The organism is Croceicoccus bisphenolivorans, assembly GCF_001634625.1.
GTDB classification, from domain to species: domain Bacteria; phylum Pseudomonadota; class Alphaproteobacteria; order Sphingomonadales; family Sphingomonadaceae; genus Croceicoccus; species Croceicoccus bisphenolivorans.
Map to the genome: position 1 here is coordinate 166522 of NZ_LRSE01000007.1, position 20846 is coordinate 187367.

Annotated in this window: 21 protein-coding genes and 2 tRNA genes; 7 read left to right on the top strand and 16 right to left on the bottom strand. The window is 63.4% G+C overall.

The genetic code is table 11. The features are described 5' to 3' along the window. Nucleotides 1-2 precede the first annotated feature (2 nt). Genes A7A77_RS09975 through A7A77_RS10015 form a run of 9 tightly spaced genes read right to left on the bottom strand, consistent with a single transcriptional unit; the run spans nucleotide 3 to nucleotide 8635 of the window. On the bottom strand, nucleotides 3-281 hold the full coding sequence (locus A7A77_RS09975) for a formate dehydrogenase subunit delta (protein WP_172799881.1): 279 nt from the start codon (nucleotides 279-281) through the stop codon (nucleotides 3-5). Beyond that, nucleotides 278-3121 (bottom strand): formate dehydrogenase subunit alpha, encoded by a 2844-nt coding sequence (gene fdhF / locus A7A77_RS09980; protein WP_066557036.1) that lies wholly within the window; start codon nucleotides 3119-3121, stop codon nucleotides 278-280. The genes A7A77_RS09975 and fdhF overlap by 4 nt, the downstream gene beginning before the upstream one ends. Further along, entirely contained in the window at nucleotides 3121-3936 is an 816-nt protein-coding gene (gene fdhD, locus A7A77_RS09985; protein ID WP_066557037.1) for a formate dehydrogenase accessory sulfurtransferase FdhD, read from the bottom strand. The genes fdhF and fdhD overlap by 1 nt, the downstream gene beginning before the upstream one ends. Then, on the bottom strand, nucleotides 3933-5471 hold the full coding sequence (locus A7A77_RS09990; RefSeq protein WP_066557039.1) for an NADH-ubiquinone oxidoreductase-F iron-sulfur binding region domain-containing protein: 1539 nt from the start codon (nucleotides 5469-5471) through the stop codon (nucleotides 3933-3935). The genes fdhD and A7A77_RS09990 overlap by 4 nt, the downstream gene beginning before the upstream one ends. Continuing rightward, nucleotides 5468-5884: an NAD(P)H-dependent oxidoreductase subunit E gene (locus A7A77_RS09995; protein WP_066557043.1), complete on the bottom strand. Its 417-nt coding sequence runs from the start codon at nucleotides 5882-5884 to the stop codon at nucleotides 5468-5470. The genes A7A77_RS09990 and A7A77_RS09995 overlap by 4 nt, the downstream gene beginning before the upstream one ends. A gap of 4 nt (nucleotides 5885-5888) precedes the next feature. Beyond that, nucleotides 5889-6293: a ketosteroid isomerase-related protein gene (locus tag A7A77_RS10000; RefSeq protein ID WP_066557047.1), complete on the bottom strand. Its 405-nt coding sequence runs from the start codon at nucleotides 6291-6293 to the stop codon at nucleotides 5889-5891. Further along, nucleotides 6290-7129, bottom strand: coding sequence for an S-formylglutathione hydrolase (fghA, locus tag A7A77_RS10005; protein WP_066557050.1), 840 nt, complete (start codon nucleotides 7127-7129; stop codon nucleotides 6290-6292). The genes A7A77_RS10000 and fghA overlap by 4 nt, the downstream gene beginning before the upstream one ends. A gap of 4 nt (nucleotides 7130-7133) precedes the next feature. Further along, on the bottom strand, nucleotides 7134-7511 hold the full coding sequence (locus A7A77_RS10010) for a VOC family protein (RefSeq protein WP_066557052.1): 378 nt from the start codon (nucleotides 7509-7511) through the stop codon (nucleotides 7134-7136). A gap of 11 nt (nucleotides 7512-7522) precedes the next feature. Continuing rightward, a complete protein-coding gene (locus tag A7A77_RS10015) occupies nucleotides 7523-8635 on the bottom strand; it encodes an S-(hydroxymethyl)glutathione dehydrogenase/class III alcohol dehydrogenase (protein ID WP_066557054.1) in 1113 nt (370 codons plus the stop codon). A gap of 108 nt (nucleotides 8636-8743) precedes the next feature. Here A7A77_RS10015 and A7A77_RS10020 point away from each other — a divergent pair, with 108 nt between their 5' ends. Further along, nucleotides 8744-9649 (top strand): LysR family transcriptional regulator, encoded by a 906-nt coding sequence (locus A7A77_RS10020; RefSeq protein WP_172799882.1) that lies wholly within the window; start codon nucleotides 8744-8746, stop codon nucleotides 9647-9649. Here A7A77_RS10020 and maiA read toward each other — a convergent pair. From maiA to A7A77_RS10040, 4 genes are all read right to left on the bottom strand, one after another. Beyond that, nucleotides 9643-10287, bottom strand: a complete 645-nt coding sequence (gene maiA, locus A7A77_RS10025) for a maleylacetoacetate isomerase (RefSeq protein WP_066557057.1) — start codon at nucleotides 10285-10287, stop codon at nucleotides 9643-9645. The genes A7A77_RS10020 and maiA overlap by 7 nt on opposite strands. After that, nucleotides 10287-11576, bottom strand: a complete 1290-nt coding sequence (gene fahA / locus A7A77_RS10030; RefSeq protein WP_066557059.1) for a fumarylacetoacetase — start codon at nucleotides 11574-11576, stop codon at nucleotides 10287-10289. The genes maiA and fahA overlap by 1 nt, the downstream gene beginning before the upstream one ends. An 11-nt stretch (nucleotides 11577-11587) precedes the next feature. Beyond that, nucleotides 11588-12877 carry a homogentisate 1,2-dioxygenase gene (gene hmgA / locus A7A77_RS10035; RefSeq protein WP_216635573.1) on the bottom strand — a complete coding sequence of 430 codons (1290 nt, stop codon included), beginning with the start codon at nucleotides 12875-12877 and terminating at the stop codon, nucleotides 11588-11590. Between the two features lie 162 nt (nucleotides 12878-13039). Beyond that, nucleotides 13040-13627: a GNAT family N-acetyltransferase gene (locus A7A77_RS10040; protein ID WP_245638444.1), complete on the bottom strand. Its 588-nt coding sequence runs from the start codon at nucleotides 13625-13627 to the stop codon at nucleotides 13040-13042. Between the two features lie 103 nt (nucleotides 13628-13730). On the opposite strand from A7A77_RS10040, the gene A7A77_RS10045 reads away from it, so the two are divergent. The 3 genes from A7A77_RS10045 to accC all read left to right on the top strand — a co-directional run bounded on the left by A7A77_RS10045 (nucleotide 13731) and on the right by accC (nucleotide 16100). Beyond that, the gene (locus A7A77_RS10045) at nucleotides 13731-14144 is read left to right on the top strand and encodes a holin family protein (protein ID WP_066557071.1); all 414 of its coding nucleotides are present in this window, start codon (nucleotides 13731-13733) and stop codon (nucleotides 14142-14144) included. Nucleotides 14145-14289: 145 nt separating this feature from the next. Further along, nucleotides 14290-14736 carry an acetyl-CoA carboxylase biotin carboxyl carrier protein gene (accB, locus tag A7A77_RS10050; protein WP_082836047.1) on the top strand — a complete coding sequence of 149 codons (447 nt, stop codon included), beginning with the start codon at nucleotides 14290-14292 and terminating at the stop codon, nucleotides 14734-14736. 14 nt (nucleotides 14737-14750) lie between these two features. Further along, a complete protein-coding gene (accC, locus tag A7A77_RS10055; RefSeq protein ID WP_066557077.1) occupies nucleotides 14751-16100 on the top strand; it encodes an acetyl-CoA carboxylase biotin carboxylase subunit in 1350 nt (449 codons plus the stop codon). 12 nt (nucleotides 16101-16112) lie between these two features. Here the strand turns inward: accC and A7A77_RS10060 are convergent, their stop codons facing one another. Together A7A77_RS10060 and A7A77_RS10065 are read right to left on the bottom strand one after the other, a co-directional pair. Continuing rightward, the gene (locus tag A7A77_RS10060; protein ID WP_156500507.1) at nucleotides 16113-16697 is read right to left on the bottom strand and encodes a hypothetical protein; all 585 of its coding nucleotides are present in this window, start codon (nucleotides 16695-16697) and stop codon (nucleotides 16113-16115) included. Nucleotides 16698-16702: 5 nt separating this feature from the next. Further along, the gene (locus A7A77_RS10065) at nucleotides 16703-17164 is read right to left on the bottom strand and encodes an Lrp/AsnC family transcriptional regulator (protein WP_066557087.1); all 462 of its coding nucleotides are present in this window, start codon (nucleotides 17162-17164) and stop codon (nucleotides 16703-16705) included. A gap of 262 nt (nucleotides 17165-17426) precedes the next feature. On the opposite strand from A7A77_RS10065, the gene A7A77_RS10070 reads away from it, so the two are divergent. The 3 genes from A7A77_RS10070 (at nucleotide 17427) to A7A77_RS10080 (ending at nucleotide 19387) form a co-directional block, all read left to right on the top strand. Further along, nucleotides 17427-19130: a sensor histidine kinase gene (locus tag A7A77_RS10070; protein WP_066557090.1), complete on the top strand. Its 1704-nt coding sequence runs from the start codon at nucleotides 17427-17429 to the stop codon at nucleotides 19128-19130. Nucleotides 19131-19200: 70 nt separating this feature from the next. Beyond that, nucleotides 19201-19273 (top strand) — tRNA-Ile (locus A7A77_RS10075). A 37-nt stretch (nucleotides 19274-19310) separates the two neighbouring features. Then, nucleotides 19311-19387, top strand: a tRNA-Pro gene (locus tag A7A77_RS10080). A gap of 248 nt (nucleotides 19388-19635) precedes the next feature. Here the strand turns inward: A7A77_RS10080 and A7A77_RS10085 are convergent. Next, nucleotides 19636-20846: metal-dependent hydrolase family protein (locus A7A77_RS10085; RefSeq protein ID WP_082836043.1), on the bottom strand; the 1211-nt coding region annotated here is incomplete at its 5' end.

Here is a 20846-nt window from a genome sequence, read left to right on the forward strand (position 1 = left end):
GCCTACCCGGCGTCGGAGCGTCCGCCTTCATCCACAGGGTTGAATACCGTCGCCCGCGTCTGCGGCGGCGGTTCGCCCTCCGTACGCAGGATCACGAACGCGCGGGCAGCCACCGGCGAGAGGTCCGGTTCGTCACCGGATATCCCCGCCTTCATCCGGGGGTCCCAGAACTGCTGGATGTGATCGGCCGTCGCCATGGCTGCCGCTTCATGGTCAAGCGCGGAGAAATTCCGCGCGATCTGGTTCGCCATGTAGATCAAACGGGCATGCGTATTACTCATTCTGCAGGCTCGTGACTGATGCGGCGGGACCGTTCGGACAGATCGGCATAGTCTTCCTGCCAGTCGGTCGGCCCGTTCGAAGGCGCGACCTGCACTGCCGTCACCTTGTATTCCGGGCAGTTCGTCGCCCAGTCGGAATAGTCTGTAGTGACGACGTTGGCCTGCGTTTCGGGGTGGTGGAACGTGGTGTAGACGACGCCCGGAGCGACACGCTCGGTCACTTTGACACGAAGCGTCGTCTCCCCCTTGCGGCTGGCCAGGCGCGCCCAGTCACCGTCTTTCAGGCCGCGGTTTTCGGCATCGACAGGATGCATTTCCAACAGGTCTTCCGGATGCCATGCGGTATTGGCGGTGCGCCGTGTCTGCGCGCCGACGTTGTAGTGGGACAGGATGCGCCCCGTCGTCAGCAGCAGCGGGAAGCGAGGGCCGGTCTTCTCGTCCGTCGGCACGTATTCGGTGACAACGAAGTGGCCCTTCCCCCGCACGAAGCCGTCGATATGCATCACCGGCGCGCCATCGGGATTTGCCTCGTTCACAGGCCACTGCAGCGAGCCTACCGCGCACAGCCGTTCCCACGTGACGCCGGCGAAAGTCGGAGTCAGGCGCGCGATTTCGGCCAGTATCTCGCTCGGATGGCCGTAATCCCAGCCCAGCCCCATGGCATTCGCCAGAAGCTGCGTGACTTGCCAGTCCTCATACCCGTTTGCCGGGTCCATCACGCGGCGCACCGGCTGGATGCGGCGCTCGGCATTGGTGAATGTGCCGTCCTTCTCCAGAAAAGTGCTGCCGGGCAGGAAGACATGCGCGTAGTTCGCAGTCTCGTTCAGGAACAGGTCGTGGACGATGACGCAGTCCATCGCCTCCAGCCCCGCCGCGACGTGCTTGGTGTCAGGGTCTGACTGAAGAATATCCTCACCCTGAATGTAAATGGCGCGGAACGTGCCGTCACACGCGGCATCGAGCATGTTGTTGATGCGCAGACCCGGCTCGGCATCCAGCGTAACGCCCCAGTCTTGTTCGAACAGGGCACGCGTTTCGGCGTCCGAGATATGGCGATAGCCCGACAGTTCGTGCGGGAACGATCCCATATCGCAGGCGCCCTGCACGTTGTTCTGCCCGCGCAAAGGATTCACGCCGACACCGGGACGACCAATGTTGCCGGTCGCCATGGCAAGGTTCGCGATGGCCATGACGGTGCTGGACCCTTGCGAATGCTCCGTCACGCCAAGGCCGTAGTAGATCGCACCGTTTCCGCCGGTCGCGAACAGCCGCGCCGCCGCGCGCAGTTCTTCCGCCGGAACGCGGGTTACGGGCTCCAACCGCTCGGGGCTGTGGCTTTCGTCGGAAACGAAGCGGGCCCAGTCTTCGAACGCGTCGACTTCACAACGCTCCTGAACGAACTTGGCGTCGACCAGCCCCTCGGTCACGATCACGTGCGCCATCGCGGTCAGCACCGCGACGTTGGTGCCCGGCTGCAGCGGCAAGTGATGCGCAGCCTCGATATGGGGGGAGCGGACGAGATCGATCCGGCGCGGGTCGATCACGATCAACTTCGCGCCCTGCCGCAGCCTGCGCTTCATGCGGCTGGCGAAGACGGGGTGTGCATCGGTAGGGTTCGCGCCGATGACAAGGATGACGTCGCTATGCTCGACGCTGTCGAAATCCTGCGTGCCCGCGCTGGTGCCAAACGTGGTCTTGAGGCCATATCCCGTCGGCGAATGGCAGACGCGAGCGCACGTATCGACGTTGTTCGATCCGAACCCGCCGCGCACCAGCTTCTGGACAAGGAACGTCTCTTCGTTGGTGCAGCGGCTGGAGGTAATACCGCCGAGCGCCCTTGCACCGTGCTCGGCGCGAATGTCCTTCAACCGTCCGGCGGCATAGCTGATCGCTTCGGCCCAGCTGACTTCACGCCAGGGCTCGTCGATGGAATCGCGGATCATCGGCGAGGTGATCCGGTCCTTGTGGTTGGCATAGCCCCAAGCGAAACGGCCCTTCACGCAGGAATGGCCGCGGTTCGCCTTGCCTTCCTTCCACGGAACCATGCGGACCAGCTGTTCGCCCCGCATTTCCGCGCGGAAAGTGCAGCCGACGCCGCAATAGGCACAAGTCGTGACGACGGACCGTTCGGGCTTGCCATGCTCCTTCACGCTCTTTTCCATGAGCGCCGATGTCGGGCAGGCCTGCACGCAGGCGCCGCAGGACACGCATTCGCTGGACAGGAAATCGTCCTCCGTCGTGCCCGCGCTGATCTTGCTAGCGAACCCGCGTCCGTCCACCGTCAGTGCCAGCGTGCCCTGCACTTCGTCACAGGCGCGTACGCAGCGCGAACAGACGATGCACTTGTCCGGCGCGAACAGGAAATAGGGGTTCGACACGTCGGGCGCCTGGCCAAGGTGATGTGCACCGTCGTAGCCATAACGCACATCGCGCAAGCCCACGTCGGCCGCCGCATCCTGAAGCTCGCAGTCGTTGTTCGCACTACAGGTCAGGCAGTCCAGCGGGTGGTCGGAGATATAAAGCTCCATCACCCCGCGCCGCAGCTTTTCCAGTCGCGGGGTCTGCGTCTTCACGACCATGCCCTCGGTCACGGGCGTCGTGCAGGACGCGGGCGTGCCGCGCATCCCTTCAACTTCGACAAGGCACAGGCGGCAGGAGCCGAAGCTCTTCACCATATCGGTCGCACAAAGTTTCGGAATGTCGCCGCCGATCTCGGCCGCCGCGCGCATGACGCTGGTGCCTTCGGGAACGGTGACTTCGCGCCCGTCGATGGAGAGCGTGACAGTCCTGTCGCTGCGGACTTCGGGCGTGCCGAAATCAGGTTGTTTCGCGTATCCCATCAGGTTTCTCCTTCAAGCGCCAGAACGCCCTGCGGATCGCCGAAGACAAGCGCGGAATCGCGCCGGGCCAGCGCGACAAGGGCGAGCCCCGCCTGCGCCGCGCGATCGACGGCAAGGCTGGTCGGCGCGGAAATGGTGACGAGCAGCGGGCAACCCGCTCTCACGGTTTTTTCGACAAGCTCGAAACTACACCGCGCGGACAGCAGGATGAAGCCATTCCGCGCATCGCGTCCTTCGCGCGCCATCGCGCCGATCAGCTTGTCGAGCGCATTGTGCCGCCCGACATCCTCTGCCGCCAGCACGATCGTACCGTCCGCCGCGCAGAAGGCCGCAACATGCATTGCCCCGGTGCGAAGGCCCATTGGCTGGTAATGATGCAGACGGCGCAGCGCATCGGCAATGGCCTCGCGCGTCGTTTCGATCCGGGCGGTGATGCGCGGCATCGGGCGCAGGACTTCGGCGATATTGTCCATGCCGCACAGGCCGCAACTCGATTCCGAAACGCGGGTCCGCGCCCGCGCGATCACCGGCTCCATCGCTTCGGGTGGAAGGGCGACGCGCACGATCCAGCCGTCCGCTGTTTCGTGAACGTCGATCGCCTCGATCTTCGATGCCGCGTCGACCAGCCCTTCGGACAGGGTGAACCCGCGCGCAAAATCCTCAAGCCTGTCGGGTGTCGCCATCATCACGGCATAGCCGAGACCGTTGTACTCGACGGCAACCGGCGTCTCGATGGCGAGCGGACGGACAAGTTCGCCGTCGCCCTCTGCCTCAAGCCCCAGCCGCCTGACGCGGGCCTGTTCGGTGCCGTTCATGCCGGCACCGCTTGCTTCGCCAGACCGAAATCCTCGGGCCAGTGGCGCAGGGCGGACAGCACTGGATAGGGCGTGAACCCGCCCAGCGCACAGAGCGAGCCGAACTTCATCGTCTCGCAAAGGTCTTCCAGCAGCGCGACCTGTTCTTCCAGGCTCCGCTCCGGCTGGCGGGCATTGTGCATCTGGGGCAGCATTTCCACCGCGTCGGCCTGCCTGCCACCGGCAAGGATCCGCTCGATGATCTCCATGCCGCGCACCGAACCGATACGACACGGTGTGCACTTGCCGCACGATTCCGCCGCGCAGAACTTCATGGCAAAGCGTGCGAGCGCAGCCATGTCGGCGGTGTCGTCGAACACCACGATGCCGCCGTGCCCGATCAGCGCGTCGGCAGCGGTATAGGCCTCGTAATCGAACGCGATATCGAACTGGTCGGGGTGGATATAGGCGCCCAGTGGCCCGCCGACCTGCACGGCCTTTACCGGCCTGCCCGAAGCGGTGCCGCCGCCAATGTCATAGACCAGCTCGCGCAAGGTGACGCCGAACGCGGTTTCGTACAGCCCGCCCTGCTTCACGTTGCCCGCGATCTGGATCGGCATCGTGCCCTTGGACCGGCCCATGCCGAGGTTCTCGTATCGCGCGGCCCCGCCTTCGCTGAGGATATGCGGAACAGCGGCAAGCGTCAGGACATTGTTCACAACCGTCGGGCGACCGAACAGTCCCTGAAGCGCGGGCAGCGGCGGCTTGGCGCGCACTTCGCCGCGCTTGCCTTCAAGGCTGTTGAGCAGCGAGGTTTCCTCGCCGCAGACATAGGCACCGGCTCCCACTCGAACCTCGATGCGGAAAGGTGCGATGCGCGATGCGGAAAGTTCTATCGCCGCGTTGAGCTTGGCGATGGCATCCGGATATTCGCTACGCAGGTAGATATAGCCCTGCCCCGCTCCGACAGCGTGGGCGCAGATCGCCATGCCCTCGATCAGGGCGAAAGGATCGCCTTCCATGACCATGCGGTCGGCGAAGGTGCCGCTATCGCCCTCATCCGCATTGCAGACCACGTATTTGGTGCTGCCCTCTGCCTTGGCGACAGTCTGCCACTTGATGCCGGCGGGAAAACCCGCGCCGCCACGACCGCGCAGGCCCGACTGGACCATTTCGGCCAGCACCTGTTCGCTCCCGATGGTGCGGGCACGGTCGAGACCTGCCCAGCCGCCGGTCGCTGCGTAATCATCAAGGCTGAGCGGACGGGTCCGTCCTGCCCGCGCGAAAGTCAGGCGCTGCTGGCTGGCGATGAAGGGATGGGCTGCAACGGGACCGATGCAGAGGTCATCCGCGCCGCCTTCGGCAATTTCGGCCACGCGGTCTGCGGTTACCGGCCCCCAGCCGACACCGTTCACCTCGACTAGCGGTTCCAGCCAGTGCATGCCCCAGCTCGACACCCGCTCTACCGTCCAGCCCAGCTTTTCGAAGGCCGCGACGACCTTGTCCGCCCCGCAGGCGCGGGCAACGGCATCGTCGGATATGCGAACCGTGTTCATGCGCGTTCCACCAGTTTCGTGAGTGCGCCTTCGTCCAGCCGCGCATGGAGATCATCGCCGATCCGTGCATTCGGCCCGACACTGCAAAGGCCAAGGCAATAGACGGTCTCCACCCGCACCCTGTCGCCCGCGGCTGCGGCAACCGCAGGCATCATCGCCTCGATCCCGCGCGCCTGACACGCCTCTGCGCGGCAGACCTGCACCACGGGGCGCGAGTCGGCTTCTGCACGGAAATCGTGGTAGAAGCTGACGACGCCGTGCACTTCGGCGCGAGTCAGGTTCAACAGGTGCGCGATGCGGGTTTCGGCCGCAGTGTCGACCGCCCCCAGTTCTGCCTGCACGTCATGCAGGATGGGAAGCAGCGGTCCCTCACGGTCCGCGTGGCGTGCGACGATGGCATCAATCCGGTCCATGATGTCAGCCAGCTTGAACCTGCTGGATCCAGTCCGCAAGGTTGTAGTGATTGGAAACCCGCGTGATCAGGCCGTCGGCGAACTCGAAAAACGCACCGACCCGCAAGGCATATTCCTGCCCCGTTGCGGACGGTAGCCCTTCGTCCGTTTCGAGGTAGCGCCCCGTCAAACGGAACTCCGCACTCCCGCTAGTACCGTCCGCGCTAGCCATGAACACCGGATCAATGACCTGTTCGGCATAGCAGCGGTTCATGTGCGCGAGGAATGCACGAAAGGCGTCCTTGCCGTGGCGCGGATCGCCCTGGCTCGGTTCGTGGACGACATCGTCTGAAAGGAGAGCCAGCATGGCTTCCGCATCCTGCCGGTTGAAGGCCGCGTAATAGGCGGCCAGCGTCTCGGTGACGCTCATGCCTTCAACCTTTCGGCATGCCACGCAACATGTTCGGCCATGAAGGTCGAGATGAAGTAGTAGGAATGGTCGTACCCGTCCTGCACGCGGATCGTCGCTTTCATCCCGGCATCGCCGACCGCCTGTTCGAGCAGCGCGGTCTTCAACTGCTCTTCAAGGAAATTATCCGCCCCGCCCTGATCCACCAGCAGGTCGGGCAGGCGCGCACCGTCGACAATCAGCGCGCAGGCGTCGTATTCGCGCCATGCCGCTTTGTCCGCGCCGATATAGCCGGTCAGCGCCTTTTCGCCCCAAGGGCAGTTCAGCGGGCTGACGATCGGTGCGAAGGCACTGGTCGAGCGGAACCGGCCCGGATTGCGCAGCGAGATCGTCAGCGCACCATGGCCGCCCATCGAGTGGCCGGTGATGCCCTGCCGTGCCATATCGACCGGGAAGTTCGTGGCGACGAGATCGGGCAGTTCATTCTCGATGTACGAACGCATGTTGAAATGCTTTGCCCACGGTTCCTGCGTCGCATCGACGTAGAAGCCCGCGCCCTTGCCGAAGTCGTAGCCTTCGTCATCGGGCACATCGTCACCGCGCGGGGACGTATCGGGCGCAACGAAGATCACGCCATGTTCGGCGCAAGCCGCGCGATATTCGCCCTTCTCGGTCACGTTGGCGTGGGTGCAGGTCAGGCCCGACAGGTACCATAGCACCGGCAACTTTTCGCCCGGCGCATGGTCCGGCACGAAAACGGAGAAAGTCATTTCAGTCCCCGTGGCGGCAGAAACGTGCTTGTACACGCCCTGCACGCCGCCGTGGGCCTTGTTGGTCGAAACGGTTTCGAAGGTCATGTGATCAGCCCGCCACGTGCCAGAGGCACAGCTTGTTGCCCGACGGATCGAACAGGTAGGCGCCGTAGCTACCGGGAAAAGCCTCACGCGGGCCAGGTGCGCCTTCGTCCGTTCCGCCATTGGCAAGACCGGCCGCATATGCCGCATCCACAGCTTCGGGACTGGCCGCATGCAGCCCGATCGTGCCGCCGTTCGCACCGCTGGCGGGCTCTCCGTTACGCGGCAGCCCGGCAATGAACGAACCGGCCTTGCTCGCATAGGCAACGGCCGCGCCATCCTTGATCAGCGCACCCTCGCCATGGCCAAGCGCCTGCATCACGCCATCGTAGAACGCCTTGGTTGCGGCGACATCATTCGCGCCGACAAAAACGTGTGTGAACATCGGATATGCCCTTAAAAGACGACGACCGAACGGATCGACTTGCCTTCGTGCATCAGATCGAAAGCGGTGTTGATTTCTTCCAGACCCATGACGTGCGTGATCATCGGGTCGATCTCGATCTTGCCGGTCATGTACATGTCGACGATCTTGGGAACGTCGGTGCGGCCCTTGGCCCCGCCGAACGCCGTGCCACGCCAGTTGCGGCCCGTGACCAGCTGGAACGGACGGGTCGAGATTTCCCTGCCCGCTTCGGCCACGCCGATGATGATGCTGGTGCCCCAGCCGCGGTGGCATGCTTCCAGCGCCGTGCGCATCACTTCGGTATTGCCGGTCGCGTCGAAGGTATAGTCCGCGCCGCCGTCGGTCATCAGGACGATCTTGGCGACGATGTCCTCACGGCTCATGCCCTTGGTGTTGAGGAAGTCGGTCATGCCGAACTTGCGGCCCCATTCCTCACGGTCGGGGTTGATGTCGACGCCGATGATCTTGTTGGCCCCTGCCAGCCGCGCGCCCTGAATGACGTTGAGGCCGATACCGCCCAGGCCGAAGATCACGACATTGTCGCCGACCTGTACCTTCGCGGTGTTGGTCACCGCACCCACGCCCGTGGTCACGCCGCAACCGACATAGCAGGCCGACTGGAACGGCGCGTCTTCGCGGATCTTGGCAACCGCGATTTCGGGCAGGACGGTGAAGTTCGAGAAGGTCGAGCAACCCATGTAGTGAAAGATCGTCTCGCCCTTGTAGGAGAAGCGGCTGGTGCCGTCGGGCATCAGGCCCTGCCCCTGCGTGGCGCGGATCGCGGTGCACAGGTTGGTCTTGCCCGACAGGCACGACTTACACTGGCGGCATTCGGGGGTGTAGAGCGGGATGACGTGGTCGTCGGGCTTCACGCTCGTCACGCCGGGGCCGACTTCGCGCACGATGCCAGCACCTTCGTGGCCGAGAATCGAGGGGAAGATGCCTTCGCTATCGAACCCGTCGAGCGTGTAGGCATCGGTGTGGCAGATGCCCGTCGCCATGATCTCGACGAGGACTTCGCCTTCCTTCGGACCTTCAAGATCGACCTCGACGATTTCGAGCGGCTTCTTCGCTTCGAAGGCGACGGCAGCGCGGGTTTTCATGGGAATGCTCCTTGATCGCGTAAATTGATTGAGGCCGCTCTAGCAATCACACCATCCGGTGATAAACAGCGTTTTTGGCAAAGCATTATCACCGAGAGGCAATAATCCATGATCGGCGGATGGGACGGGATAGAGGAATTCGTCGCCGTGGCACGAGCCGGCTCGTTCACTGCAGGCGCGCGGGCCTTCGGCGCGTCGGTCACGCACATGAGCCGCGCCGTGGCCAGGTTGGAGGCACGGCTGGAAACGCAGCTTTTCAACCGCACCACCCGCTCGCTCTTCCTGACCGATACGGGCCGCATCTTCCTCGAACAATGCCAGCGACTGGTGGACGAGCGCGAGGAAGCCATCGCGGGCATCGCATCGCAGGGCGAGCCGCGCGGGACGTTGCGGGTCACCTGCTCCTACGCGCTGGGCGAACGCTTCGTCTCTCCACTGGTGCGCGAATTCGCGCAGGAGAACCCGTCTCTGGTCGTCACGCTCGATCTGGACAACGACGTGGTCGACATCGTCAGCCGGGGATACGATCTTGCCGTGCGTACCGGGCACCTTGAAGATTCGCGCCTGATCGCAACCCGCGTGGCCCAGCGCGAACTGGTGACAGTCGCGTCGCGCCATTATCTGTCCTTGCACGGAGAGCCGGGAGAGATCGCGGAACTCACGGCGCACGATTGCCTGGTCGGCTCATCCTCGCAATGGCATTTCCGTCGCGGCCAGACCTTTCGACCGCGCGGGCGCTGGCAATGCAATAGCGGCACAACAGTGGTCGACGCCTGCCTTGCGGGCATGGGGATTTGCCAGTTGCCCGCCTTCTACGTGCGCGAACACCTGGCGGCAGGTCGCTTGCAGGAAGTACTGGAAGACGAACGGCCGGAGGACGAGCCGATCTGGGCAATCTACCCGACGCGCCGGCACCTCTCGCCCAAGATCAGCGGTCTCGTCGCACTATTGCGGGCCAAGCTGCAAGGAAGGCTTGAGGACGCGAAGAGCCTCTACGCGCCTGTCCGTTACTGATCGGCGTCGGGCTGCCTGTCCGGGTGCGCGGCGGCAATGGCAGGGTGGACCGCCGCCCGTTCATAAGCCGCCATCAGGTCCGGATAGGGCGCGAGGTCCGACCCGAACCGCTCTGCCGAATAGACCTGCGGCACGAGGTAGCAATCGACCAGCGTCGGAGTGTCGCCATAGGCGTAGCCGGTGCCGTGCCGTGCGATCATCGTATCGAGCGCCGCGAAACCTTCCGCGATCCAGTGCCGCGCCCATGCGTCGATGGCGGCCTGTTCCTGACCCAGTTCGTTCTTCAGGTACTTCAGGATGCGCAGATTATTTATCGGGTGCACATCGCTGCCGATCATCGCACACATGGCGCGAACGATCGCGCGATCGTTCGCATTGCGCGGCAGTAGTGGCGGCTCGGGATGCGTTTCCTCAAGCCATTCGAGGATTGCGACGCTCTGCGGCAGCACAATGCCGTTGCCGATCTCCAACGCGGGGACGAGGCCTTGCGGCGCAAGCGCCGTGTATGCCGCGTCCTTCTGTTCGCCCTTGCGCAAGTCGTGCGTGACTTGCGCGTATTCCAGCCCCTTCAGGTTCAGCGCAATGCGCGTGCGATAGCTGGTGCCGGAGCGCCAGTAGCCATGCAGCGTGAGCGCCATCAGCCGACGACCTGTCCGCTACATTCGCCGAACCCGATGGTTCGCGCCCCTTGCGCCACGGCATGGGCACGCATCACGATCTCGTCGCCATTTTCAAGGAACGTGCGCGTCTCGCCGGTCGGCAAGGTCAGCGGGCTTTTGCCGCCGTCCGAAAGTTCGAGCAGCGAACCGTAGCTGGATGCATCCGGGCCGGACAACGTGCCGGTGCCGAGCAGGTCGCCGGGCTGCAGGTTGCATCCGTTCACGGTGTGGTGCGCGATAAGCTGCGCCGCCGTCCAGTACATCGCGGTCATCGGACCGATCGACAAACGGTGGGGCGCATGACCGCCCTGCCGCATCGCGTCGGTCAGGATCAGCACTTCCATTTCAACGTTGTATGCCCCTGAAGCCTGATCGGCTTCGTCCGACAGGTATTCCAGAGGCTGCGGATCGCCTTCGGGCCGCGCGGGCTGGGCCGTGCGGAACGGGGCCAGCGCCGCACTCGTCACCAGCCAGGGCGACACCGTCGACAGGAAGTTCTTGGCAAGGAACGGCCCCAGCGGCTGGTATTCCCATGCCTGCAGATCGCGAGCAGACCAATCGTTCAGGATCGAGAGGCCAGCGATATGCGATGCGGCTTCGCCGATCGGTACGGGCTGGCCAAGGCTGTTCGAACCGCTGGTCCAGATCGCCATTTCCATTTCGTAATCCAGCCGCGCACTCGGCTTGAAGTACGGGGGTTTGCCCTCCGCCGAACGGGTCTGGCCGGTTGGCCGGATGACGTCCGCACCGCTTGCACGAATGGAAGACGCACGCCCGTGATAACCGATGGGCACGTACTTGTAGTTCGGCAGCAGAGGATTGTCGGGCCGGAACAGGGCACCGACATTCTTCGCATGTTCGATCCCGGTGTAGAAATCGGTGTAATCGCCGACACGAAACGGGACGAACAGATCGCAGTCGGCTTGCGCGAACAGCATCCTGCCCGCTTCACTGGCGCGATCCCGATCGGTCAGCAGATCGAACAGCCCCACCCGCAATGCATCGGCCATCGCGTTGCCATCGGTGAACAGGGCGTTGAGCGAAGGCGCATCGGCCAGCTTCGCCGCTTCCGCCGCATTGCCGGTCAACAGGCGGGCAACGCCGCGCAGGCACAGGATGCTGTCGCCTATCGCCACGCCGCCGCGCGGGTCCTGCTCCACTTTGGGAGAGAAGATGCCCAGCGGCAGGTTCTGGACCGGAAATTCGGCATGGTCGTCGGCGCCGGGCACCCAGCTTTTGGCCTCAACGTCGTGGGTATGGTCGAGCATGAAAATCGTTCTCACTGCGGAAGCGTTGCCTTGTCAAATCCGTCCCAGCAGGCGTCGTAATCCCCCTGCAGGGCCGGAATTGTCATGGCGAATTCGGTCGGGCGGATGACCCAGCGGCTTTCGAACATGAAAGCGAGCGTATTCTCGATCTTCTGCGGCTCCAGCTTCGCGTCCATCGCCTTGCGCGTCGTTTCTGCATCGGGGCCATGGCCGTTCATCTGGTTATGCAAACTGGCGCCGCCGGGCACGAAGCCCCCGCCTTCCTTGGCATCGTAGACGCCGTGCACCAGCCCCATGAATTCGCTCATCACATTACGATGAAACCACGGCGGGCGGAAAGTATCCTCTCCCACCATCCAGCGTGGCGGAAAAATCACGAAATCGCAGTTGGCGGTGCCGGCAGTCTCGCTTGGCGAAGTCAGCACGGTGAAGATCGAAGGATCGGGATGATCGAAGCTGACCGTGCCGATCGTGTTGAAGCGCGACAGGTCATAGCGACAGGGCGCGGCATTGCCATGCCATGCGACAACGTCGAACGGCGAATGACCCAGCACCGTGCGCCACAGCCTGCCCTGGAATTTCTGCACCAGCTCGGTTTCGCGCTCGACATCCTCGAACCAGGCAACGGGCGTTTCGAAATCGCGCGGATTGGCAAGGCCGTTAGAACCGATGGGGCCTAGGTCCGGCAGGCGAAACGGCGAGCCATAATTCTCGCAGACATAGCCGCGCGAGGGTTCGTCGAGCCGGACTGCGAACCGCAGGCCGCGCGGGATAACCGCGATATGCCCCGGTGGCACGTCGAGGCGGCCCATCTCGGTATCGATATGCAGCGTGCCCAGTTGCGGCACGATCAGCAGCTCGCCGTCGCTCGACTGGAAGACCCGCCGCTCCATCGAGCGGTTCGCGGCATAAAGGTGCGCCGCGATCCCCGCGCCGGTACCGACATCGCCGTTACCGCCATACGTCACCAGGCCGTCCAGCCAGTCGACAGGCTCCTGCGGCATAGGCAGCGGCTCCCAGCGCAGGCGATTCGGGCTGACCGGCTCGTGCGTGAACGGCGCGGATCGAAGCTGCGACCCCGAATCACACGGCGCGAACGGTGGATGCGCGGCAGCGGGGCGCATGCGATAGAACCAGCTGCGGCAGTTGTCGCTGCGCGGCATCGTGAATGCGCTGACCGAAAACTGTTCGGCATAGAGCCCGAACGCCGGACGCTGCGGGCTATTGCGGCCGACAGGCAATGCGCCTGCTACCGCCTCGCTTGCAAAGTGATTGCCGAAACCCGTTTGATACTGATGCATTCTGCTGCCCCTGCGCCTCCGGTCGATCATCACGGAGGTTCGCGCGGACACTAGCAACTTCCATCAAGCGTTTTTCACTTCATATCTGGCACTCTATGGCGATAATCTGCGCCTGATGGAAAATATCCAGGCAATTTCACTACAAATCAGGAAATTCGCGCATCAGAATCGCCGCATCCAATACTGCATCGGCTTTTCCGATTCCCGCTCTTCACCATGATCCTTCCACGCGAACGACGTAACGAACCCCGCTACCGGCTCATAGCCGCGCTTGCGCCAGAATGAGTCCAGCGGTCGGTAATCGACGGGGCGGTGGGGATGGTCGCCTGCGCGGACCACTGCCGCAAAGCAGGCGCTTGTAGCGCCGCAAGCCAGTGCCTGACGCTCTCTATGATCGAAAAAGGCGTGCCCGATACCCTGCCCACGCCACGAGGGCAGCAGGACGCTCTCCCCGAAATAGAACATCTCTGCCGTATCGAAACCGCGCTCTTCGAACGGAGCGCGAAATTCGGGCTTCTGGGCGGCCATCGGCGATGCTGTCGCGGCGCCGACGATTCGGTCACCGTCTCGCGCCGCGACCAGAATGCCGTCAGGTGCCGCGGCAAATTCGCGCAGGTATTTCGCCTCGTAGGCCGGATCGCCGTCATACAGGTAGGGAAAGGCTGCGAAGACCGCGATGCGCAGGCGGGCAAGATCCTCTATCGCCGCCTCGATCTGTTCGCCCGTCATAGCCTCGATCGTGATCGCCAATGCGTTTCTCCTGCTCAATGCCGCCTCGATTGGTCGAGATTTTATTTTCCTACAATCCCTTCCCCATGGCTGTTCACCCATTCCACGCCTCAGGAGAAGCCCCTTGCCCTTACTCGATTCGCTCATCGTGCCGATCACCCGCATCATCGATCGCGTCATCCCCGACAAGGAAGCCCGCGAAAAGGCCAAGCTGGAACTGCTCCGACTGGAAGGCACGCAGGAAATGCAACTGGTGGAGGCGCGGCTTTCGGCCATCGTCGCCGAAGCGAATTCGACCGATCCGTGGACAAGCCGCGCCCGCCCCGGTTTCCTCTACGTGATGTACGCGATGATCCTGTTTTCCATTCCCATGGGGCTGATCGCCGCGTTCGACCCGCCATCGGCCACAGCGATCGCGGATGGCATCACGCGGTATCTGAACGGTTTACCCGAACCGCTCTATGCCCTCTTCGGCACCGGTTATCTCGGCTATACGGTCGCCCGCCAATGGGGAAAGACCAAGGGCACCGAAAGGTAAGCCGCAGGCAGGTTTGGCGGGGAAGAACGCATCCGCCCCTTGCCCTCCATCAAGTCTCGGCGTAGCGCGCTACGCCAACAGACAACCTCCGAAAGAGGAATTGATGGGCGAAGCCAAGACCCCCGTAGCCCGCCGTACGGCCGGCATGAACGTTGACAGCGCACTCGTGCGCGAGCTTGCTGAACTGCTGACCGAAACCGGCCTGACCGAGATCGAGGTCGAAGACGGTGACCGCAAGATCAAGGTGTCGCGCGCCGCCGTTGCGGCGGCCGCGGCCCCTGTCGCTGCCTTTGCAGCTCCTGCCGCTGCGCCGGTTGCCGCAGCCGATCCCGCGCCTGCCGCTGCCAGTGCAGCGCCGGTCGACGCGGTGAAGTCGCCGATGGTCGGCACCGCCTATCTCTCGCCCGAACCGGGTGCGGCCAACTTCATCGAAGTGGGCAAGCAGGTGAAGGCCGGCGAAACCCTGCTCATCGTGGAAGCGATGAAGGTCATGAACGCGATTCCCGCGCCCAAGGCCGGAACGATCAGCAAGATTCTCGTCGGCAATGCCGAACCTGTCGAATTCGACCAGCCCCTCGTCGTGATCGACTGAGCGGGGACGGACGGATGGCTATTTCGCGGATACTGATCGCCAATCGCGGCGAGATCGCACTGCGTGTCCACCGCGCGGCACACGAAATGGGGATCGAGACGGTGGCGGTGCACTCCACCGCCGATGCCGATGCGATGCACGTTCGCCTTGCCGATCAGGCCGTCTGCATCGGCCCGCCCTCGGCCACCGACAGCTACCTGAACATGGCGGCGATCATCTCGGCCGCGGAAATCAGCAATGCCGATGCCGTCCATCCCGGTTACGGCTTCCTGTCCGAAAACGCCAAGTTCGCCGAAATCGTGGAGGCGCACGGCCTCAAGTGGATCGGCCCCAAGCCGGAACACATCCGCACGATGGGCGACAAGGTCGCGGCGAAAAAAAGCGCGGGCGAGCTTGGCCTGCCGCTCGTTCCCGGATCTGACGGGGCGGTTTCGGACTATGACGAGGCGAGGCTGATCGCGGCCGACATCGGCTATCCGGTGATCATCAAGGCGGCATCGGGCGGCGGCGGTCGGGGCATGAAAGTGTGCCCGTCCGAAGACCAGCTCGAAACGCTGATGAAACAGGCGGGCAGCGAGGCGAAATCGGCCTTCGGCGACGATACCGTTTATATCGAGAAGTACCTCGGCAACCCGCGCCACATCGAATTCCAGATCTTCGGCGACGGCGAAGGCAACGCGATCCACCTGGGAGAGCGCGACTGTTCGCTGCAGCGCCGCCACCAGAAGGTGCTGGAAGAAGCCCCCTCGCCCGTCATCAGCGCCGACGAACGCGCCCGCATGGGCAAGGTATGCGCCGACGCGATGGCGGCAATGGGCTATCGCGGCGCGGGCACGATCGAGTTCCTGTGGGAAAACGGCGAGTTCTACTTCATCGAGATGAACACCCGCCTGCAGGTCGAGCATCCGGTGACCGAAGCGATCACCGGTGTCGATCTCGTGCGCGAACAGATCCGAATTGCCGACGGCAAGCCGCTGTCGGTCACGCAGGACGAACTGCGCTTTGCCGGCCATTCGATCGAGTGCCGGATCAACGCGGAAAACGCCTTCACCTTCGCGCCTTCGCCGGGGCTGGTCACCAGCTATCACGCGGCTGGCGGCATGCACGTGCGCGTCGATTCGGGCCTTTATGCCGGTTATCGCATTCCGCCCTACTACGATTCGATGATCGCAAAGCTGATCGTATATGGCCGCACGCGCGAAGGCTGCATCATGCGGTTGAAGCGTGCGCTGGAAGAAATGGTCGTCGAAGGGGTGCAGACCTCGATCCCGCTGCATCAGGAACTGATCCGGCAGGACGATTTCCTGAACGGCGATTACACGATCAAGTGGCTGGAGGAATGGCTCGCCGAGCGCGATGCCTGAGTTCGGCGCGGATCAGCTGACGATCCGCGCCTCGCTCACCAGAAAGATCTCGCAGGCACCCGCACCCTGATCGTTGCGGGTACGCGATGTTTTGTAGCGCCGCCCGTCAGGTGCGAACACGTCGACCAGATGGCCGTGCAGCGACACCACGTCATTCGCGCCGATGCCACGGATCACGGCGGCTGCATTGTCATTGGCGGGAATGAGGTGCCAGTTGGCCGAAAACTTCCCGAAACGCCGCACACGCGGGTCCTGCCATGCCTCCGCACCGGCGCGCCAGTAATAGAACCGGCCCGATTGCGTGATGCTGATGCGCCCGTGCACGTCGGCTCGCGCGCCTTCTCCCCATGCAACCGCGATGTCGACCGGCGAATAGTCGGAAAAATCATCTCCGATCAGCCCGCCATAGCTTGCACGGGACAGTACCAGCACATCCGCATCGAACGTCGCCACCTTGCGGATGCCGCGCGCGTCGGTTGCAATGCTGTAGAGTTCGGACTGGCGCGGCGCGGGCACGATGGCGTCGCGCGGTTCGCCTTGGCAACCGGCGAGCATAACCGCCAGCACCATGACGGCAGCCGCGCGAAACCCCTGCATTCCCGTTATTCCAGCGGCACGCCCGGTTCGGTCTTCGACGTACGGATGACCAGCGATGTCTTGACGCTCGCCACATTGGGCGCAGGAGTCAGCCGGCTGGTGAGGAATTCCTGAAAGCTTTGCAGATCCTTGCTCACGATCTTCAGGATGAAGTCGATCTCGCCGTTCAGCATGTGACATTCGCGCACGGCAGGCAGCGTGGCGATATGCTCCTCGAACGCGCGCAGGGCATCTTCGGCCTGGCTCTTCAGGCTGACCATCGCATAGACGGTTATCGTGAAGCCCAGCGTGGCTGCATCGAGATCCGCGTGATAACCGCGAATCGCGCCGCTTTCCTCAAGCGCGCGCACACGGCGAAGGCACGGGGGCGCAGTCAGCCCGACCCGTTGTGCCAGTTCGACGTTGGTTATCCGCCCCTCGTCCTGCAATTCGGCCAGCAGGCGCCTGTCGATCTCATCAAAATTCATGGTACTTCAACCCAGAAAGCGGCCATTTGTGCCGCAGCCCCCAATTTTTCGTGCAAGGAACTCACCAACGTGGGCAAGTTGCGAACAACCTGAGGCCGTTCCAAGCAATAATCGTACTATTATCGTCCCTGTTCCACTTTGCAACGCAGCGATTACACCTCTTTCGCAGTCTTAACCTGAAGTTTACCTCACTGATCAGGTGGAATCGGGATTGGCTCGTTGCTCGGCGGGCCCGTCACGCTCCACCGCTTCAGGGGATCCGATGACACTCGATGACCGTCTGCGTACCGTGCTCGATGTCGCTGCTGACAGCGACGATGCGGCGCGTGCGCAATATCGGCAACTCGTCGACCTCCTCGGTAGTGGCAAGGCGGTGGCGGACGGATCGCTTGTGGCCGCTGCATTCCTGCGCCTTGCTTCGCTGGCGCGCAGAATTCCCCCAGCCGAACGTGCCTCCATACTTGCCGATCCTGCCCTGCGCTTGCGATCGCCGCCGCTGGTCGCCCAGTTGTGCGAGGGGGAGCCGGAAGTGGCGAGTGCCGCGATCGCTGCGGCTGATCTCGACGAGGAAGGCTGGACCGTGCTGACCGGCGTGCTGGATGAAGACCTGCAGGGTCGCATCCGCACGGCGCGCACGAACGGACGCGCCCGCACCGGCGAGGAAAAGCCAGACCTGCTGATGAAGCGCACGCCGAAGCGCGGATCGATCGTCGACGAGCTGACGCCAAGCGCGCCCGTACCGTCCCGCGCACCTGCACCTCCCGATCCGCCGGTTCCGGAAACTGCCGAACCCTCGCAGGTATCGGACATTTCCGAAATCGTCGCGCGCATCGAACGGTTCCGCGTGGCCCGCCGCGAAGCCGCGATGCACGAAGTCATGAGCGGGGAACGCATTCTTGCCGCCGCTGCCGCCGGATCTTCTGCAGAGACCGATGACGCCGCTCCGCCGCCGGTGGCCGTGCCGCGCGAAATCGACTGCCGGATTTCGCCAGACGGGCGCATCGGATGGGCCAGCAACCTTGCGCCAATGCTGTCCGGCCTGATCCTGTCCGCCACTGCCGATGCCACCGCGCGCCTCGACGAAGCGACGGCTACTGCCATCCGGCGTCAGCAATCGGTGCGCGGCGGTAAAGTGGCAATCACCGCCTCTCCCACGATTTCGGGAGACTGGCGGCTGGACGCAGCGCCGAACTTCGATCCCGTCGGCCGGTTTCTCGGCTATCACGCCCGCCTGACGCGAGAGGTCGGCAAGCGGGCCGATCCGCGCGGCGATCTGGTACGGCAGGCGCTGCATGAACTGCGCACGCCGATCAATGCGCTGCAGGGCTTTTCGGAGATTATCCAGCAGCAATTGTTCGGCCCTGTCCCGCACCAGTACCGCTCGCTGGCGGCGAACATCGCGGGGGAGACTGCGGCACTGCTTGCCGGGCTTGAGGAGATCGACCGGCTGGTGCGCCTGCGCATGGGCACGCGCAAGCTTGCTGCTGGCCGGACGGAGGTCGGGCCGATGCTTGATTCGCTCGTAGAGCAGGTGTTGCCCTTGCTGTCCGCCCGTGACGCACATCTCGATGCGCACTACGCCGACCCGCATGTCACGGTGGCCGTCGCAGAAAGCGATCTGGAACGGATCGTCTGGCGCTTGCTGGGCGTGGTGGCCGTTGCCGCGCGCGAAGGCGACCGGATCGCATTCGATGTATCCACCTCCGCCGATCAGTTGATCCTCAGTGTCGGCATGCCACGCGCCCTGTCCGCACTTGATGACACCACGCTTTACGGCGCTGCGGCCAACGACGATGCCACGCAGGAACTGGCTGTCGGCCTTCTGGGCCGCGGCTTTGCCTTGCGGCTGCTGACGGCGGAAACGCGAGCGGCAGGAGGCAGCCTTGAACGCCATGCCGACCGGCTGGTCCTGACTCTGCCCTGCGAGATCGACGACGAAAGCGCTGGCAGCGAAGAAGCTGCCTGAGAGCAACTTTGCGTTGTGCGTACACCGGCGCTTGCCAAGTCCCTCTCCCCCAGCTAGGCGCGCTGGCCAAGGGCCTGTAGCTCAGCGGTTAGAGCTGGCCGCTCATAACGGCTAGGTCGCGGGTTCGAATCCTGCCGGGCCCACCGTATTTTTCCTGCCGTACGCGGCAGGTCCAAGGGTCGGGGAGTAGCGCAGCCCGGTAGCGCGCCTGCTTTGGGAGCAGGATGTCGCAGGTTCGAATCCTGTCTCCCCGACCATTTCACCCGCCGGAAACCGCATATTTTGGCGCAAAGCAAAATCAGGCCGGTGACCGGACCAGAGCTTCGTATCCCGACAGCACGGCCAGAAAGTGCAAGGGACTAGGACGAACGAGGGTATGGCTCGCTACCATGCCTCATTCTTCATAGTCCCGTCCACCACGCTTCTTTTCAGCAAACAGTGCTCAAGCATTAGGTTGGCCGCGCGTGCCTTTGCCCGTGGTGGTGTTTCGAGCGGGCGGATGGCTTCAGAGTTGGTGACGCTTGACCGTGCCGTTCTTGATGACGACCGGCATATGGGTTGCGTACCTCTCGAAGATCGAAACGTCGTTCAGGGGATTGCCGTCCAGAACGATCATGTCCGCTCGCGCGCCCGGCGCAATGCAACCTAGCTCGCCCGCTCTTTGCATGATCTCCGCGTTAACCGACGTAGCCGAACGCAAGGTTTCGAGAGGACTCTCCACTTCGGAACGATAGCGGAACTCATTCGACTGCATGTTGTGGTAGTCAGTGCCGAACACATCGGTGCCCAGCCCCACTTTCACTCCGGCGCGGCGGCACGTCTCGATCGAACCAAGCATACTTTCCAGTGCACCGGCAGCCTTCTCCCGATTCTCGGCCGACATCCCCGATTCGGCACCGACGGTCAGGATTTGCTGAATCACGGCCACAGTCGGCACCGTGTAGGTGTTGCCGGTCTTTGCGATAAGTTCGGCGGTCTGGGGCGATATCGATGTCGCGTGATCTATCGAGCGGATGCCAGCCTCGACACAGCGCCGGGCTCCATCGTCGGTGTGGCAATGCGCGATCACGTATTTTCGCCTGGTGCGGGCCTCTTCGACAGCAGCCTGCAGCTCGTCCATCGTAAATTGCTGCATCCAGATGGGGTCGGACGGTGATGCGACACCGCCCGAGATGAAGACCTTGATATGGTCTGCGCCGCGATGCAACTCGCCGCGCGCGACCTTGCGCACTTCGTCCGCGCCATCGACGATCTGACAGATAACCCCGGAATAGGCGCAGTTGCACAAGTCCTTTTCGCGTGGGTTGCGCATATCCCCGTGCCCGCCAGTCTGCGACAAAGCCTTGCCGCCGTAATAGAAACGAGGTCCGTTGATCAGGTTCTTCTCGATCGCCAGCGCCAGCCCGATATCGCCACCGCCGGGATCGCGGACGGTGGTAAAACCGCGATCGAGAGCGCCTTCCAGATGCCTCACCGCGTGCGACACCAGAAACGCATCTGGCATGGTATCGAGGTAATGCATGTCAAAGCTGGCGGAATAGGCATGAAAATGCAGATCGATCAGGCCCGGCATCAGGAATTTGCCGGCGCAGTCGATCACTGCCTTGGCATCGGATTTGATCTCTCCGCTAGCGACCTCCTTGATGATGCCGTCTTCGACAATGATGCTGCCGTTTTCAATCAGTTCTGAGAACGGCGGTGCAAAATTAGACCACG